13 protein-coding genes are annotated in these 16,916 nt (G+C 63.6%); 2 read left to right on the plus strand and 11 right to left on the minus strand.

The window, feature by feature from the left end; all coding sequences use genetic code 11:
• Window positions 1–30 precede the first annotated feature (30 nt).
• Both ASD99_RS23695 and uxaC read right to left on the minus strand, forming a co-directional pair.
• Window positions 31–1,008 carry a TRAP transporter substrate-binding protein gene (locus tag ASD99_RS23695; protein ID WP_056586166.1) on the minus strand — a complete coding sequence of 326 codons (978 nt, stop codon included), beginning with the start codon at window positions 1,006–1,008 and terminating at the stop codon, window positions 31–33.
• A 33-nt stretch (window positions 1,009–1,041) separates the two neighbouring features.
• Window positions 1,042–2,502, minus strand: a complete 1,461-nt coding sequence (uxaC, locus tag ASD99_RS23700; RefSeq protein WP_057145106.1) for a glucuronate isomerase — start codon at window positions 2,500–2,502, stop codon at window positions 1,042–1,044.
• Window positions 2,503–2,598: 96 nt separating this feature from the next.
• On the opposite strand from uxaC, the gene ASD99_RS23705 reads away from it, so the two are divergent.
• Complete coding sequence (locus ASD99_RS23705; RefSeq protein WP_057145107.1) at window positions 2,599–4,119, plus strand: mannitol dehydrogenase family protein; 1,521 nt, start codon at window positions 2,599–2,601, stop codon at window positions 4,117–4,119.
• A 53-nt stretch (window positions 4,120–4,172) separates the two neighbouring features.
• Here ASD99_RS23705 and ASD99_RS23710 read toward each other — a convergent pair whose 3' ends face one another.
• The 8 genes from ASD99_RS23710 to ASD99_RS23745 form a co-directional block, all read right to left on the minus strand.
• Window positions 4,173–4,580, minus strand: coding sequence for a F0F1 ATP synthase subunit epsilon (locus tag ASD99_RS23710; protein ID WP_056586157.1), 408 nt, complete (start codon window positions 4,578–4,580; stop codon window positions 4,173–4,175).
• A gap of 244 nt (window positions 4,581–4,824) precedes the next feature.
• Window positions 4,825–6,420, minus strand: coding sequence for a F0F1 ATP synthase subunit beta (gene atpD / locus ASD99_RS23715; RefSeq protein ID WP_056586154.1), 1,596 nt, complete (start codon window positions 6,418–6,420; stop codon window positions 4,825–4,827).
• Between the two features lie 70 nt (window positions 6,421–6,490).
• Entirely contained in the window at window positions 6,491–7,375 is an 885-nt protein-coding gene (locus tag ASD99_RS23720) for a F0F1 ATP synthase subunit gamma (RefSeq protein WP_056586151.1), read from the minus strand.
• Between the two features lie 31 nt (window positions 7,376–7,406).
• Window positions 7,407–8,936 (minus strand): F0F1 ATP synthase subunit alpha, encoded by a 1,530-nt coding sequence (atpA, locus tag ASD99_RS23725; protein WP_056586148.1) that lies wholly within the window; start codon window positions 8,934–8,936, stop codon window positions 7,407–7,409.
• Window positions 8,936–9,496, minus strand: a complete 561-nt coding sequence (locus ASD99_RS23730; protein WP_057145108.1) for a F0F1 ATP synthase subunit delta — start codon at window positions 9,494–9,496, stop codon at window positions 8,936–8,938. Before ASD99_RS23730 ends, atpA begins: the two co-directional genes overlap by 1 nt.
• 246 nt (window positions 9,497–9,742) lie before the next feature.
• Window positions 9,743–10,138, minus strand: a complete 396-nt coding sequence (locus ASD99_RS23735) for a DUF4345 family protein (protein ID WP_057145109.1) — start codon at window positions 10,136–10,138, stop codon at window positions 9,743–9,745.
• 180 nt (window positions 10,139–10,318) lie between these two features.
• Complete coding sequence (locus tag ASD99_RS23740; RefSeq protein ID WP_057145236.1) at window positions 10,319–11,014, minus strand: aspartate/glutamate racemase family protein; 696 nt, start codon at window positions 11,012–11,014, stop codon at window positions 10,319–10,321.
• A 54-nt stretch (window positions 11,015–11,068) separates the two neighbouring features.
• On the minus strand, window positions 11,069–13,252 hold the full coding sequence (locus tag ASD99_RS23745) for a primosomal protein N' (protein ID WP_057145110.1): 2,184 nt from the start codon (window positions 13,250–13,252) through the stop codon (window positions 11,069–11,071).
• Between the two features lie 90 nt (window positions 13,253–13,342).
• On the opposite strand from ASD99_RS23745, the gene fsa reads away from it, so the two are divergent.
• Window positions 13,343–13,999 carry a fructose-6-phosphate aldolase gene (fsa, locus tag ASD99_RS23750; RefSeq protein ID WP_057145111.1) on the plus strand — a complete coding sequence of 219 codons (657 nt, stop codon included), beginning with the start codon at window positions 13,343–13,345 and terminating at the stop codon, window positions 13,997–13,999.
• Window positions 14,000–14,087: 88 nt separating this feature from the next.
• Here the strand turns inward: fsa and ASD99_RS23755 are convergent, their stop codons facing one another.
• Window positions 14,088–16,787, minus strand: a complete 2,700-nt coding sequence (locus ASD99_RS23755) for a DNA translocase FtsK (protein ID WP_057145112.1) — start codon at window positions 16,785–16,787, stop codon at window positions 14,088–14,090.
• Between the last annotated feature and the right edge of the window lie 129 nt (window positions 16,788–16,916).

A 16,916-nucleotide genomic window follows, 5' to 3' on the forward strand; every position in this document is an offset into this window, starting at 1 on the left:
GAAGATCGCGCCACCATTGCCGCGAACGGATTACTTGGTCGCCTGGATGCGTGCGGCGAGATCCTTGAGTTCGGGCGTCGACAGATACTTGTCGTAGACCGGCTTCATCGCATCGATCAGTGGCTGCTTGTCGATCTCGCTGACCTTGACGCCGGCTTTCTCGACGATGTCGCGCGACTTCTTCTCTTGCGCGTCCCACAGTTCGCGCATCTTGACGACGCTGTCCTTGGCCGCTTGCCGGACGATCGCCTGGTCTTCCGGCGAGAGCTTGTCCCAGCTCGCCTTCGACATCACGAGAACCTCGGGCACGATCTGGTGCTGGTCGAGCGTGTAGTGCTTGGCGACCTCGAAGTGCTTGGCGGATTCGAAGCTCGGCCAGTTGTTCTCGGCGCCGTCGATGACGCCTGTCTGCAAGGCCGAATAGACCTCGCCATAGGCCATCGGCGTGGCGTTGGCGCCCAGCGCATTGACCATGTCGACGAAAACGTCCGACTGGATGACGCGGAACTTCATCCCCTTCATGTCGGCCATCGAGGTGATGTCCATCTTGGTGTTGTAGAACGAGCGCGCGCCGGAATCATAGAAGGCGAGGCCGACGAGGTTATGTGCTTCGAATGCCTTCAGGATCTGATCGCCGATCGGGCCATCCATCACATGGCGCATGTGTTCGACCGAGCGGAAGATGTAGGGTAGCGATGGAACCGCCGTCTCCGGCACGATGCCGTTGAACGGTCCCATCGAGACGCGGTTGAGATCGATGACGCCGGTCTGCGTCTGTTCGATCGTGTCCTTCTCCTCGCCGAGCTGCGCCGAATGATAGACCTCGACGGAATAGCGGCCATTGGTGCGCTGCTTGATCAGGTCGCCCATATATTTGACCGCTTCGACCGTTGGATAGCCGTCGGGATGGGTATCCGACGACCGCAGCACGGTCTCAGCGTTGGCTATGCCGATCAGCAGCGAGCCGAAAGCGAACGTGGCTGCCGTCAATTTCGAGAAATGCAACATGACTTCCTCCCTTTTATAACCAAAGCGCCCGGCTCAGAGCCGGTACGCCTTCTTCGCCAGCGTGTAGGCAAGCTCCCGCGCCAGCTCATGCGCCTCGTCCTCGCGCAGCCTGTGTTCGGCAACGAGACGCGCGAGGAACGCGCAGTCGACCCGCCGCGCAACGTCGTGGCGCGCCGGGATCGATGGAAAGGCACGGGTATCGTCGTTGAAGCCGACGGTGTTGTAGAAGCCGGCCGTCTCGGTGGTCATCTCGCGGAAGCGCCGCATGCCTTCCGGGCTGTCGTGGAACCACCAGGCCGGGCCGAGCTTCAGCGCCGGATAGACGCCGGCCAGCGGCGCCAGCTCGCGCGCATAGCTGGTTTCGTCGAGCGTGAAGAGAATAATCGTGAGGTCGCGCTCCAGCCCGACACAGTCGAGCAGCGGCTTCAGCGCCGTCACATAGTCCGTCCGGGTCGGGATATCGAAACCCTTGTCGCGGCCGAACTTTTGGAAAACAGCCGGCGAATGATTGCGCCAGGAGCCGGGATGGATCTGCAGCACCAGCCCGTCGTCGAGGCTCATCTTGGCCATCTCGGTCAGCATCTGGGCACGAAACAGTTTTCGTTCGCGCTCGTCGTCGGAACCGCGGCGAACACGATTGAACAGCTCTTGCGCCGCCGCATCCGAAAGATTGGCGGTCTCGGCCGTTGGATGGCCATGGTCGGACGAGGTCGCGCCGAAGCTTTTGAAGAAGGCGCGCCGCCGGCGGTGCGCATCGAGATAGCCGGCCCAGTTGCCGGTGTCGCAGCCGGTGATCTCGCCGAGCCGGTCGAGATTGGTCGAGAAACCCTCGAAATCGGGATCGACGACGGCATCCGGCCGATAGGCGGTGACGACGCGGCCCTGCCAGCCGCTGTCGCGGATCATCTGGTGCCATTGGAGATCGTCGAGCGCGCCTTCCGTCGTCGCGATGACCTCGATGTTGAAGCGCTCGAACAGTGCACGCGGACGGAAATTCTCCCACTGCAGCAGCGTCGCGATGGTGTCGTAATGGCGGTCGGCGGTCGCCGCGTTCAGCGGTTCGTCGATGCCGAACAGATCGGCGAGCACATGATCGAACCACAGCCGGGTCGGCGTGCCCCGAAACAGATAATAGTGTTCGGCAAAACGCCGCCAGATCGTCCTGCCGTCGGTCTCGACAGGCGCGCCGTCCAGCGTCGTCACGCCGAGATCCTCGAGGCGGACGCCTTGGCTGAACAGCATGCGGAAGATGTAGTGGTCCGGGACGATGAGCAGTTGCGCCGGATCCGGGAAGGGCTCGTTCAGCGCATACCAGCGCGGATCGGTGTGACCATGCGGGCTGACCAGAGGCAGATCCTTGACCACGGCATAGAGTTCGCGGGCGATCGAGCGCGACTGCGCCTCGGCGGGAAATAGCAAATCCGCATCGGTCAGTGCCACGGTGATCCTCCCAGGGCCGCTATCGGTAGGGTCGGCAAGAAATAATGTCAACATACAAAAATTGGATTGTTGTATGATGACTTTTCGTGCCATTGTGTGGCATGAGATCGGATGTTACGCCGCTTGCCGACCACTCCCCGAGGCGATTTCATGTCATCCGTCCAGACCAGCCCCACCACGACGATCAAACGCCTTTCCTGGAAAACGGCGCGGGCATTGCCGGCTTCGATCGCAACGCCTTCGTATGATCGCAGCCGCGTCGTCCCGGGCATCGTCCATCTCGGCGTCGGTGCGTTCCATCGCGCCCATCAGGCCGCCTATGTCGACGACTGCCTGGCGGCTGGAGAGACCGGCTGGGGCATAACAGGCGTTTCGCTACGCAGCGCCGACACGCGCGATGCGCTCACGCCGCAGGATGGGCTCTACACGCTGGCGATCAGAAGCAGCGGCCAAGAGAAGCTTCGCGTCATCGGCTCGATCGGCTCCATGCTGGTGGCCCCGGAAGACCCCAGCGCGGTGCTGGCCGCGCTGACCGACCCTCGCTCCCGCATCGTGACGCTGACCATCACCGAGAAGGCCTATTTGAGGGCGGCGGGCGGCGGGCTGGACGTCGCCCATCCCGACATCGTCCACGATCTGGCAAACCCCGAATTGCCTAAGACGGCGCATGGTTTCCTGACTGAGTCGCTTGCCCGGCGACGCGCCGCCGGCGTGCCACCCTTCACCGTGCTGTGCTGCGACAACCTGTCGGCCAACGGCGCCACGCTGCACCGCCTGCTGACCGAATTCGCCGAATTGCGCGACGCCAGGCTTGACGTGAAGAGCGACGCTGGAATCGCCGGCCACATAGCCCATCAGGTCGCGTTTCCCTCAAGCATGGTCGACCGCATCGTGCCGGCAACCACCGACACCGACCGGGCGCGGATCGCAGAAGAACTCGGCGTCGAGGACGCCTGGCCGGTCATGACCGAACCGTTCTGCCAGTGGGTGATCGAAGACAATTTTCCACAAGGCAGGCCAGCCTGGGAACAATTCGGCGTCACCATGGTCAGCGATGTCCGCCCCTTCGAGGACATGAAGCTGCGCCTGCTCAACGGCGCGCATTCGGCCATCGCCTATCTCGGCCTGCTCGGCGGTCACGTCACCGTCGACCGCGCCTTCGCCGATCCGGCGATACGAGCCTTTGTCGATGCGCTCTGGGCCGAGGCCATCCCGACACTGCCCAGGAATGCCGGGCTCGACACGGCAAGCTATACGGCTGAACTGGCCGAGCGGTTTTCGAATACCGCGCTTGCCCACCGCACGGCACAGATCGCCAATGACGGCAGTCAGAAACTGCCACAGCGCATTGTAGCCTCCGCCTTGGAGTGCCTCGAAGCCGGGACCCGGCCCGAGCACCTGACGCTGGTGATCGCCGCCTGGATCGCGGCCTGCGAGGCACGCGGCAAGACCTTGCCGGAAAGTCATTTCGCCGATCCGCTCGATGTACCATTGGCGGCACTTTTTGGCCGAGGCCTGCCAACGGGAGAGACAGTAGAGTCGGTTTTTGATCTGGCTGGCTTCGCCAAGGGAGAGCCGGGGCGCGGAAAGTTGATGGACCTAACGACCGCCCACCTCGAACAGCTGCGCCGTGGTAGGCCGGCAGCTGCCTTCGCGACCTTGCGTATCTAAACAAAAAAGCGAGGCAAGGCCCCGCTTTTTCATCAAATCATCGGAAGCGAACCTTAAGCCGGCAGGATGGCGCCTTCCAGCGTGGTGAGCTGGCTAAGGAACTGTTCCGCCTTGCTGCGCGCCTGGTCGTCCTTGGCGTCTACGGCGTCTTCCCTAGCTTCCTTGATGCGGCGCGCGAGATCCGCGCGGTCGACATCCTTCACCGCAACAGCCGATTCCGCCAGCAGCGTGCAACCGGCTGGAACGATGTCGGCAAAGCCGCCGAACACCACGTAGCGCTCTTCCCCGCCCGAAGCCGTCTTCACCGTGACGACGCCCGGCTTGATCGTGGTCATGACCGGGGCGTGATGCGCCATCACCGTCATCTCGCCCTCGGCGCCTGGAATGACGACCGATTCGACCTGCTCGGAAACCAGCAGGCGCTCCGGAGAAACCAGTTCGAATTTGAAAGCTTCAGCCATGATCGTATCCGTTCAACCCACTCGGGCGGCACCCACACAAAATGTATGGTTTCCGATTGGCTCAGAGAGTTGGAAATCTCCAACTGGCCGAGTTTTTCGTGCCATTCCTCCACAGTCCACTCTCGACCGATGAGAGTGTTCAGCTCTGCGACGTCTTCCTCTGGAAAATCCGAAAGGAACTCATCGCTCAGCTGAAGTAACCGGACCCGATCGCCTTGAGCGTATTCGGGTCCGCTATCTTTCATCAGGCCGCTTCGGCCGCCAGGCGCTGTGCCTTCTCGACCGCTTCGTCGATGCCGCCGACCATGTAGAAGGCAGCTTCCGGAAGGTGATCATAGTCGCCGTTGCAGAGGCCCTTGAAGCCCTTGATGGTGTCGGCGAGGTCGACCAGCTTGCCCGGCGCGCCGGTGAACACTTCGGCGACGAAGAAGGGCTGAGACAGGAAGCGCTCGATCTTGCGGGCGCGGGCCACGGTCTGCTTGTCCTCTTCCGACAGCTCGTCCATGCCCAGGATGGCGATGATGTCCTGCAGCGACTTGTAGCGCTGGAGGATCGACTGCACCTGGCGCGCGACGCCATAGTGCTCGTCGCCGACGACCAGCGGGTCGAGCATGCGCGAGGTCGAATCCAGCGGATCGACGGCCGGGTAAATGCCCTTTTCGGCAATGGCACGGTTGAGCGTCGTCGTCGCGTCAAGGTGGGCGAACGAGGTCGCCGGCGCCGGATCGGTCAAGTCGTCGGCGGGCACGTAGATGGCCTGCACGGACGTGATCGAGCCCTTGGTGGTTGTGGTGATACGTTCCTGCAGCGCGCCCATGTCGGTGGCGAGCGTCGGCTGATAGCCCACGGCCGACGGGATACGGCCGAGCAGAGCCGACACTTCCGAACCCGCCTGCGTGAAGCGGAAGATGTTGTCGACGAAGAACAGCACGTCCTGGCCCTGGTCGCGGAAATATTCGGCAACCGTCAGGCCGGTCAGACCGACGCGGGCGCGCGCGCCCGGCGGCTCGTTCATCTGGCCGTAGACGAGTGCCGCCTTGGAGCCTTCGCCGCCGCCCTTCTTGTTGACGCCGGATTCGATGAACTCGTGATAGAGATCGTTGCCTTCGCGGGTGCGCTCGCCGACGCCGGCGAACACCGAATAGCCGCCATGCGCCTTGGCGATGTTGTTGATCAGTTCCTGGATCAGCACGGTCTTGCCAACGCCGGCGCCGCCGAACAGGCCGATCTTGCCACCCTTGGCATAGGGAGCCAGAAGGTCGAGCACCTTGATGCCGGTGATCAGGATCTGTGCTTCCGTCGACTGCTCGACATAGGTCGGAGCCGGCTGGTGGATGGAGCGCATTTCGGTGGCGTCGACCGGGCCCTCTTCGTCGACCGGCTCGCCGATGACGTTGATGATGCGGCCGAGCATGCCCGGGCCGACCGGCACGGTGATCGGCGCGCCGGTGTCCCGCACTTCCTGGCCGCGAACCAGACCTTCGGTCGAGTCCATGGCGATGCAGCGCACGGTGTTTTCACCCAGATGCTGGGCAACTTCGAGCACCAGGCGGTTGCCGACATTGGTCGTCTCGAGCGCGTTCAGGATCGCCGGCAGGTGATCGCCGAACTGCACGTCGACGACTGCGCCGATGACCTGGCGAACCTTGCCGACAACGCCGGTTGCCTTGCTGGCCACGGCCGATGTCTTGGCAGCTGCGGCCTTCGCCGGTGCTGCCGCCTTGGCCGGGGCCGCCTTCGCGGCTGCTGCTGGAGCCTTTGCCGCCGCTTTCACGGGGGTTGCGGTCTTCGCGGCTGAGGCCTTGGGGGCTGCCTTCTGGGGGGTCGCTGCTTTCGCCATCGTCTTTACCCTTTTTCGTCCTTTGTTTCTCACGCGGTCCGGTCGCGGGTCGACAACCCGCGAACCGCGCCTAGAGCGCCTCGGCGCCCGAAATGATTTCGATAAGTTCCTTGGTGATCTGCGCCTGCCGCTGGCGGTTGTAGGTGATCGACAGCTTGTTGATCATCTCGCCGGCGTTGCGCGTTGCATTGTCCATGGCGCTCATCTTGGCGCCCATTTCGCCGGCCGCGTTTTCGAGCAGCGCCCGGAAAACCTGCACGGAGATGTTGCGCGGAATGAGATCGGAGAGGATTTCTCCCGGCTCCGGTTCGTATTCATAGACGGCGTTGCCGCCTTCGATCGCCTCGGCAGGAGCCGAAGCCAGGCCGGCCGGGATGATCTGCTGCGCGGTCGGGATCTGGCTGATCACCGACTTGAACTGCGAATAGAACAGCGTGCAGATGTCGAAGCCGCCCTCGTTGAAAAGGTGGATGACCTTCTTGGCGATCGCATCGGCATTGACGAAGCCGAGTGTCTTGACCTCGCGCAGATCGACGCGGTCGATGATCATCGCTGCATAGTCGCGGCGCAGGATGTCGAAACCCTTCTTGCCGACGCAGATGATCTTGACCTGCTTGCCGTCGGCCAGCAGCCTGCGGATGTGGTCGCGGGCAAGGCGGGCGATCTGCGAGTTGAAGCCGCCGCACAGGCCGCGCTCGGCGGTGCAGACGACGAGCAGATGCACGTCATCCTTGCCGGTGCCGGTCATCAGCGCCGGGGCATCGCCGCCGCCGCCGATTGCCTGGGTGATGTTGGCCAGCACGGAACCCATGCGCTCCGAATAGGGGCGCGCCGCTTCCGCAGCCTCTTGCGCACGGCGCAGCTTCGCCGCAGCGACCATCTGCATCGCCTTGGTGATCTTCTGCGTCGCCTTGACCGAGGCGATACGGTTACGAAGGTCTTTTAACGAAGGCATGCTTCAAACCTGATCCCGTCTTGCGCTTCGCTCAGGCGAAGGTCTTGGCGAAAGCGTCGATCTCGGCCTTCAGCTTGGCGCGCAGATCGTCCGACAGCGCCTTTTCCTTGCGGATGGCTTCGAGAACGTCCTTGCCGGCTGAACGCATGTGGCTGAGCAGGCCGTGCTCGAACTTGCCGACCTGGTTGACCGGCAGCTTGTCGAGGTAGCCGTTGACGCCGGCGAAGATCACCGCGACCTGCTCTTCTGTCTTCAGCGGCGAGAACTGCGGCTGCTTCAGGAGTTCGGTCAGGCGCGATCCGCGGTTGAGCAGGCGCTGCGTGGCGGCATCGAGATCCGAACCGAACTGCGCGAAGGCCGCCATTTCGCGGTACTGCGCGAGCTCACCCTTGATCGAGCCGGCAACCTGCTTCATCGCCTTGATCTGCGCGGCCGAGCCGACGCGGCTGACTGACAGGCCGACGTTCACCGCGGGACGGATGCCCTGGAAGAACAGGTTGGTCTCGAGGAAGATCTGGCCGTCGGTGATCGAGATCACGTTGGTCGGGATGTAGGCCGACACGTCGTTGGCCTGCGTCTCGATGATCGGCAGAGCGGTCAACGAACCACCGCCCAGATCGTCGTTGAGCTTGGCGGCGCGCTCGAGCAGGCGCGAGTGCAGGTAGAAGACGTCGCCCGGATAGGCTTCGCGGCCAGGCGGGCGGCGCAGCAGCAGCGACATCTGGCGGTAGGCGACAGCCTGCTTCGACAGATCGTCATAGCTGATCAGCGCGTGCATGCCGTTGTCGCGGAAATATTCACCCATGGTGCAGCCGGCGAACGGCGCCAGGAACTGCATCGGTGCCGGATCGGAAGCGGTGGCGGCGACGATGATCGAATATTCGAGCGCGCCGCGCTCTTCCAGCACCTTGACGAACTGCGCGACGGTCGAGCGCTTCTGGCCGACGGCGACGTAGACGCAGTAGAGCTTTTCCTTCTCGGGGCCGTTGTCGTGCACCGACTTCTGGTTGAGCATCGTGTCGAGGATGATGGCGGTCTTGCCGGTCTGGCGATCGCCGATGACCAGCTCGCGCTGGCCGCGGCCGACCGGGATCAGCGCATCGATGGCCTTGAGGCCGGTCGACATCGGCTCGTTCACCGACTTGCGCGGAATGATGCCGGGTGCCTTGACGTCGACGCGCTTGCGTTCGGTCGCCTTGATCGGACCCTTGCCGTCGATCGGATTGCCGAGCGCGTCGACGACGCGGCCGAGCAGGCCCGGACCAACGGGGACGTCGACGATGGCGCCGGTGCGCTTGACGATATCGCCTTCCTTGATGTCGCGGTCGGCGCCGAAGATGACGACGCCGACATTGTCGGCTTCGAGGTTGAGCGCCATGCCGCGGATGCCGCCGGGGAATTCGACCATCTCGCCGGCCTGGACATTGTCGAGGCCATAGACGCGGGCGATACCGTCACCGACGGACAGCACCTGTCCGACTTCGGAGACCTCGGCCTCCTTGCCGAAATTCTTGATCTGGTCTTTCAGAATTGCGGAAATTTCCGCGGCGCGGATGTCCATCAGCCGACCTCTTTCAGTGCAAGCTTGAGCGAATTGAGTTTGGTTTTGAGCGACGTATCGATCTGGCGCGAGCCCATCTTGACCACCAGCCCGCCGAGCAGCGACGGATCGACGGTGACGGAGATGGCCACGTCCTTGCCGGCAACGCTCTTCAGCGCCGCCTTGAGTTCGGTCTGCTGGGCAGCGGTCAGCTCATGCGCCGACGTCACTTCAGCAGCGGTTTCGCCACGATGTTCGGCGGCGATCTGGCGGAATGCCCTGATCATGCCGGGAATGGCGAACAGCCGGCGGTTGCGGGCGACGACGCGCAGGAAATTGCCGGTGAGGCCGGTGATCCCGGCCTTTTCGGCGATCGCCGCGATGGCCTTCGCCTGGTCCTCGCTGGAGAACACCGGACTGTTGATCAGCCGGGTAAGATCAGCGCTGCCCGCGAGCATGGCTTCGAAACTGTTGAGGTCGGCTTCGACCTTGGCCACGGAATTTGCCTGCAGGGCGAGTTCGAACAGCGAACCCGCATAGCGTTCTGCGACACCTGAGATTGGCGATGACGATTGAGCCACGGACCGTCTTTTCTCTTGTCTGACAGGCCGCAGATTGTTGGCGCGAGCAAAAACTCTGGCTAAATCTTTGACCTTACTGCATTTTTTCGAGCACGGAGGCGCGGCTTCCGCTATCCCCGGCCGAAAGTCGATTGCCGTCTAGCACAGGCATTTTAAGACCGCAATGCGTCGTCCCGCATGGTTTTCAGGCACTATTGTCGCATCCGGCGAAAGTCACCCGTCTTCCATCGCGGAATACCCAACGATTCAAGGCAGAAAGCCGAAGGCGAAGGCGAGCGGCAATGCCGCCAGCACCAATTCCACCACGATGGAAGCCCAATTGAAAGGCGTGTTGGCACCATCCGACATCATCGACAGCAGCCGGCCGAAGGCGGTGAACAGCCAGGAGAATCCGAGCGCCATGTAGATTAGCGGCTGCGCCAAGAGGATGCAGCACAGGCCGACGCCGAGATAGAAGCCCGACATCCGGCCGCGTCCCTCGGCGATCGCCGCAGCCTTCTCGGGCTTGACTTGCAAGCGCAGGGCACGGAAGGCGAGGCTAGGTGCCAGAAAGAACAAAAGCCCGAGCAGCACGGTCCATAGGGCGCTCGACCACGCCAGCCATTCGCCCTGGCTCGTCGGCCACGGAAGCGCAAAATCCATACTGTCCCCTCGAAATGCCTGCTTTGAAATTCCGGGCATTCTAGCGGAGGAAAAACGCCGCGCCAGATGACTCCCGGCACTTTCAAAGCAATACCAGGAAAAGTGGGAAGCGGCTTTCCCGGGAAAAGCGCATAGCGCTTTCCCTTGGGAATTGCGTCAGAACAAAGGGCTGGAAGCGCATCAACCGAGCGTGAATTCCACTGCCGCCTCGGCATGGATGCGCGTCGTGTCGAAGACCGGAATGTCGAAATCCGGCTGGCCGATGAGCATGGTGATCTCGGTGCAGCCCATGATGACGCTGTCGGCGGCCTCTTCGCGGCGCAGGCGCTCCGTCTCGGCGATATAGGCCGCCTTCGAGATTTCGGTGACGATGCCTTGGCACAATTCCTCGTAGATGACGCGATGGACCATGTCGCGCCCGGCGGCATCGGGCACGACGGGGCTCAAGCCATATTTCTCGGCGAGCCGACCCTTGTAGAAATCCTGCTCCATGGTGAAGCGCGTCGCCAGCAGCGCCGGGCGCCGCATGCCGGCGCGCTTGACCGCCACCGCGGTGGCGTCGGCGATGTGGATCAGCGGAATCGAAACCGACGCCTGCACCTGGTCGGCCAGTTTGTGCATGGTGTTGGTGCACAAAAGCAGACCTTCCGCGCCGCCGGCCTCGAGCTTGCGCGCCGCTTCGACGAGAAGCACGCCGGCGCCGTCCCAGTCGCCATGATGCTGCCGCTCGGCGATCTCGGCGAAGTCGAAGGACCACAGCAGAAGCCTGGCCGAATGCAGGTCGCCCAGCCGCTCGCGCACGATCTCGTTGAGCAGGCGGTAGTAGATGGCCGTCGATTCCCAGCTCATGCCGCCCAGAAGGCCAAGGGTTTTCATATGATCTTCCATTCCTCGCTGGCTTGCGGGCAGCCTATCGCTGAAAGCGCAACCTTACAAAAAGCTCTGCGGGTCGATATCGACCTGCACCCTGACCGAGCCGCGCTGCTTCGGTCCGTTGGCCAGCATGGCCCTGATAAACCCTTGCATGTCGGCGCGCCGTTCGCCCTGGATCAGCAGGCGGAAACGATGACGGCCGCCGAGCAGTGACAGTGGCGCCTCGGCCGGCCCCAGCACGAACAGATCGCTGGCCTCTGGCGCGGCGCGGCGCAGGCCGCGTGCATGGCCCTCGGCTTCCGCCCGCGTCACCGCGCTGACGATGACACCGGCGAGCCGGCCGAAAGGCGGCAGGGCAGCCCGTTCGCGCTCGGCGATCTCGCGCTCGTAAAAAGCCTCGGCGTCGCCGGAGACGATCGCCCGCATCACCGGATGGTCGGGCTGGAAGGTCTGCAGCAGGCCAAGGCTCTTCTTGCCGGTGCGGCCGGCGCGGCCGGTGACCTGGCTAAGCAGCTGGAAGGTGCGCTCGGCGGCGCGCGGATCGCCATTGGCAAGGCCGAGATCGGCATCGACGACGCCGACCAGGGTCATGTTGGGAAAGTTGTGGCCCTTGGCGACGAGCTGCGTGCCGATGACGATGTCGGCCTCGCCATCGGCGATCGCCTCCAGTTCCAGCCGCAGCCGCCGCACGCCGCCCATCAAGTCGGACGACAGCACAATGGTGCGCGCGTCCGGGAAATGCGTGACGACCTCTTCGGCGATGCGCTCGACGCCAGGTCCGCAGGCGACCAGATGATCCAGCGTGCCACATTCCGGGCAGGCTTCGGGACGGCGCTCGTTGTGCCCGCAATGATGGCAGACCAGTTGGCCGCGAAAACGGTGCTCGACCAGCCAGGCCGAGCAGACCGGGCAGCCGAAGCGGTGGCCGCAGACCCGGCACAGCGTCAACGGCGCATAGCCGCGCCGGTTGAGAAACAGCAGCGACTGCTCCTTCCTCTCCAGCGTCTGGCGCATCTGGTCGAGCAGCACCGGCGACAGGAAGCCGCCGCGCGCTGGCGGTGCGCGTCGCATGTCGACCGCCTTCAGATGGGGAAGAGCAGCCTCGGCGAAGCGGGCGGAAAGAACGGCCCTGTTGTAGCGACCCTGGCTGGCGTTGACCCGGCTTTCGACCGACGGCGTCGCCGACGCCAGCACCACCGGAAAGCTGCCGATATGGCCGCGCACCACGGCCATGTCGCGCGCATTGTAGAAGACGCGATCCTCCTGCTTGTAGGCAGGGTCGTGCTCCTCGTCGACGACGATCAGGCCGAGCTCCTTGAACGGCAGGAACAGCGCCGAGCGCGCGCCGGCGACGACGCGCACGCCGCCCTCCGCCACTTGCCGCCAGACTTTTTCGCGCATCCGCGGTGGCAGGTCGGAATGCCATTCGCCGGGCTTGGCGCCGAAGCGCTGCTGGAAGCGCTCGAGAAAGGCATGCGTCAGCGCGATCTCCGGCAGCAGGATCAGCACCTGCTTGCCCTGGTCGAGCGCGGCCGCCACCGCCTCGAAATAGACCTCCGTCTTGCCCGAACCGGTGACGCCGTCGAGCAGCGCGACATTGAACACGCCGGCTGCGACATTGGCGCGCAGCATCAGAGCGGCGTCGCTCTGGTCCGGCATCAGCTCCGGTATGGCGTAGCTGGAATCGGGCGCGGCCACCACCGGTCGCGGCGGGATCATCACCGTCTCGAACACGCCTTGCGCCCTCAGGCCGTCGATCACCGTCGACGACACGCCTGCGGCGTGGGCGAGGCCGGATCGCGTCCAGGCAAGCCCGCCCTCGGCCGTCTCCAGCACGCGTTCCCTGGCGCCCGTCATCCGGTCGGGTGCGAGAAGCGTGCGCTGCAGCCCCTCGATCCACGGTTCGGGGTCGAATGCTTCCGGCGCCCGAAGCAGCATGCGCGCCACCATGCCCGGCGGCGACAGCGTGTATTGCGCCACCCAGTCGACGAAACGGCGCATGGCGCGGTCGATCGGCGGGCAGTCGAAGACCTGTTCGATGGGGCGCAGCTTCTTCGCGTCGACCTTCTCGACCGCGCCGTCCCAGACGATGCCGGCGACCTGGCGCGGACCGAGCGGCACGCGCACGATCGAGCCCGGCACCACGCGCATGCCGGCCGGCACGGCATAGGTGTAGGGGCGTTCGGCGGGCATCGGCACCAGCACCGGTGCGGCTGCGACAAAGGGCGAATCTTCGATCATGAGGCGTGACCTTGCCCTGACTTTGGTCTAGATCAAAGTCCGACCCCGAATGTGCATCGCATGCACATAAGAATCTTCAGGAGACCCGCCATGAAATTTTTTGTCGACACCGCCGACATCAAGGATATCCGTGAACTGAACGATCTGGGACTGCTCGACGGCGTTACCACCAATCCGTCGCTGATCCTCAAATCGGGCGGCAAGATCGCCGACGTCACCAAGCAGATCTGCGATATCGTCGAAGGTCCGGTCTCGGCGGAGGTCGTGGCGACCGAATTCAAGGACATGATGGCGGAGGCCGAGGTGCTGGCCAAGATCGCGCCCAATGTCTGCATCAAGGTGCCGCTGACGCTCGACGGACTGAAGGCCTGCAAGACGATCCGCACGCAGATGAACCGTATGGTCAACGTCACGCTGTGCTTTTCGGCCAATCAGGCGCTGCTGGCGGCCAAGGCCGGCGCCTCGTTCATCTCGCCCTTCGTCGGCCGCGTCGACGACACTGGCTCGGACGGCATGGAGCTGATCCAGGAGATTCGGCAGATCTACGACAATTACGATTTCCAGACCGAAATCCTGGTCGCTTCGGTTCGCACCGTGAACCACGTCAAGCAGGCAGCGCTCATCGGCGCCGATGTCGTGACCGCGCCGCCGGCGACCCTGAAGGCATTGGTCAAGCACCCGCTGACCGACAAGGGCCTGGAACAGTTCCTCGCCGACTGGGCCAAGACCGGCCAGAAGATCGGCTGAAGCCGCGCCACTTTCAACCAAAAAGGCCGGGCAACCGGCCTTTTTTAATGCGCTTTAGACGAAGCCACCCCGCCAAGGGGCCTACCGGTCAATCCGCGCTGTCTTCGTCAGGCGCGGTCGCCTGCTGACGCCGGCCCATGATGATTTCGCGTTTGCCGACATGGTTGGGGGCGCCGACCAATCCTTCCTTTTCCATGCGCTCGACGAGGGATGCGGCGCGGTTGTAGCCGATGCCGAGGCGGCGCTGGATGTAGGACGTCGAACACTTCTTGTCGCGCACCACCACCTTGACCGCCTCATCGTAGATGGCATCGCTGTCTTCGGCTGCAACGGATCCTTTGTCGAAGACCGCGCCCTGGTCGTCTTCGATTTCTTCCTCATCCTCGTCGGCCGTAATGGTTTCCAGATATTCGGGGCGGCCCTGCGCCTTCAGATGCGCGACGACATGCTCGACCTCCGCGTCGGAAACAAAGGGACCATGCACGCGGGAAATGCGCCCGCCACCCATCATGTGCAACATGTCGCCCTGGCCAAGCAGTTGTTCGGCGCCCTGCTCGCCCAGGATGGTGCGGCTGTCGATCTTAGATGTCACCTGGAAGGAAATCCGGGTCGGGAAATTGGCCTTGATCGTGCCCGTGATGACATCGACCGAGGGGCGCTGCGTTGCCATGATCAGGTGAATGCCGGCAGCGCGCGCCATCTGCGCCAGACGCTGGATCGCGCCTTCGATCTCCTTGCCGGCAACCATCATCAGGTCGGCCATCTCGTCGACGATGACGACGATGTAGGGCATCGGCGCAAGGTCGATTTCCTGCTGTTCGAAAAGCGGCTCTCCGGTGCCCTTTTCAAAGCCGGTCTGTACGGTCATGACGACGGTTTCGCCCTTGTCGCGGGCAGCGGCGGCGCGCTCGTTGTAGCCATCTATGTTGCGCACACCGAGCCGCGCCATCTTGCGATAACGGTCCTCCATTTCGCGCACCGCCCATTTGAGCGCGGTGACGGCTTTCTTGGGGTCCGTGACGACGGGCGTCAGAAGATGCGGGATGCCGTCATAGACCGAGAGTTCAAGCATCTTGGGATCGACCATGATCAGCCGGCATTCTTCCGGCTTCAGCCGGTAGAGCAACGACAGGATCATGGTGTTGATGGCAACCGACTTGCCGGAGCCGGTGGTTCCGGCGACGAGCAAATGAGGCATCTTTGCCAGCTCGGCGATGACAGGCTCGCCCCCGATCGTCTTGCCGAGACAAAGCGCCAGCTTGCAGTTGGTCTTGCGGAAGCCCTCCGATTCGATCAGCTCCCGGAAATAGACGGTTTCGCGCGTCTCGTTCGGAAGCTCGATACCGATGACATTGCGGCCAGGCACGACGGCGACGCGCGCCGAAATCGCAGACATGGAGCGGGCGATATCATCGGCAAGCCCGATGACACGGGAGGATTTGACGCCCGGCGCCGGCTCGAATTCATAGAGCGTGACGACCGGGCCGGGGCGAACATGAATGATCTCGCCGCGCACACCGAAATCCTCGAGCACGCTTTCCAACAGATCGGCGTTCTGCTCGAGCCGCTCCTGCGACATGTAGAAGCCTTGTCCCTCCGGTGGCTGCTGCAACAGGTCTTCCGGGGGAAGCTCGTAGGGATCGCCCGACGTTGATGGCACAGTTTTGCCGGTCCGAGGCAGGCGTGAAGAAGGTCGCGCGGCCGCAACCCTGACGGTGGCGTCTACATTTGCCAGGGCGGGAGCGGCATCGCGCGCCGCAGCGGGTATTGCAGCGGGCTGGGCCTGCGGTGACGCGTTGCTCGCTGGTACTTCAGGCTGAGCGAGAGCCTCGTTCGAATTAGCCGGCAAAACGTCTGGCAACGGTTTCGAGGCCTGGCCCGGAAGGCACTCGATGACACGAAACAGTGAGGTGGCATCGGTCACTATTGGCGAGCGGATGTCGGCCCGCGCAACGGCGACAGGCACTGCCGCGACCGGTGCAGGTGAGGCTGGGCTGGTCTGACGGGCCTGGGACGAAACATCGACCAGATAGGGCGCCATGGCCTCGAAGAAGGCGTGATCAGAAAGATAGGGCCAGCGCAGCTTTTCGGGAGTGCCTGGTTTGGTCGGGGCGCCCGGAGCGGCAACCGCGCGCGTGGACGCTCGTCCCGTTGCGATCGTCATTGGCGCAACGACTGGCGCCTTCTCTCTGGCGCGCCCCGGGGGAACGAAAGCCGCAGCGGGCGGTGACGGCCTTTGTGTTGGGACTCCGCGGCCGGCCAGCGGCTGGGAGGCAGGGCTTTTCACCGACGCCGGCAATGCCAGGAGCGAGGGTACGGAGGATGCCTGATCGACCATGGGTTGCGCGGCTAGTCGCTGCGTTGGGAGCGCGTCTGCACCGCCTTGCTCGACAATACGCTCGTGCTGCGGACGATTCTTCTTGGCCTCATAGTCTGGTGTGCGGGTAAACCGCACGTTGGGCGCGAGGAAGAAATATTCTTGCCAGGCAGGACTTTCAATATCGCCGATTTTCGAAGGCGCGTTGCTCGCCGCCGAGCTACCCCTCGGCTCCATATAGGGTCGCTTGTTGCCGCCGAGATCGACAACCGGCGCGGAATAGCCGGCCTGGTGCGTCCCGGGCTGCCGGCCATCCAGTCTCTTGTGCGCCGGGCGATCAAGAGTGCCTGTCGGGGTCGAAGAAATTCGCTGACCGCCCTTGTCGTTGATGCCGTCGAAACGCTTCCCCTCGGGATCATCGGGCGATGCTGCCTTCAACAAATTGACCCGGGAAAAACGCCTGGCTTCCATTCTCAAGACTCACTCTGCAATGTCTGCCGAGCAATAGGGAGCGAGTGGTTAACAGTTGCTTCCCGGATGGATCGCCGACGATCATTGGGCAGCAAAATCGGCGTGACAGCCTCTGCGAGCGACGCGGCC

Origin of the sequence: Mesorhizobium sp. Root695 (genome assembly GCF_001428185.1) — a bacterium.
Classification (GTDB): domain Bacteria; phylum Pseudomonadota; class Alphaproteobacteria; order Rhizobiales; family Rhizobiaceae; genus Mesorhizobium.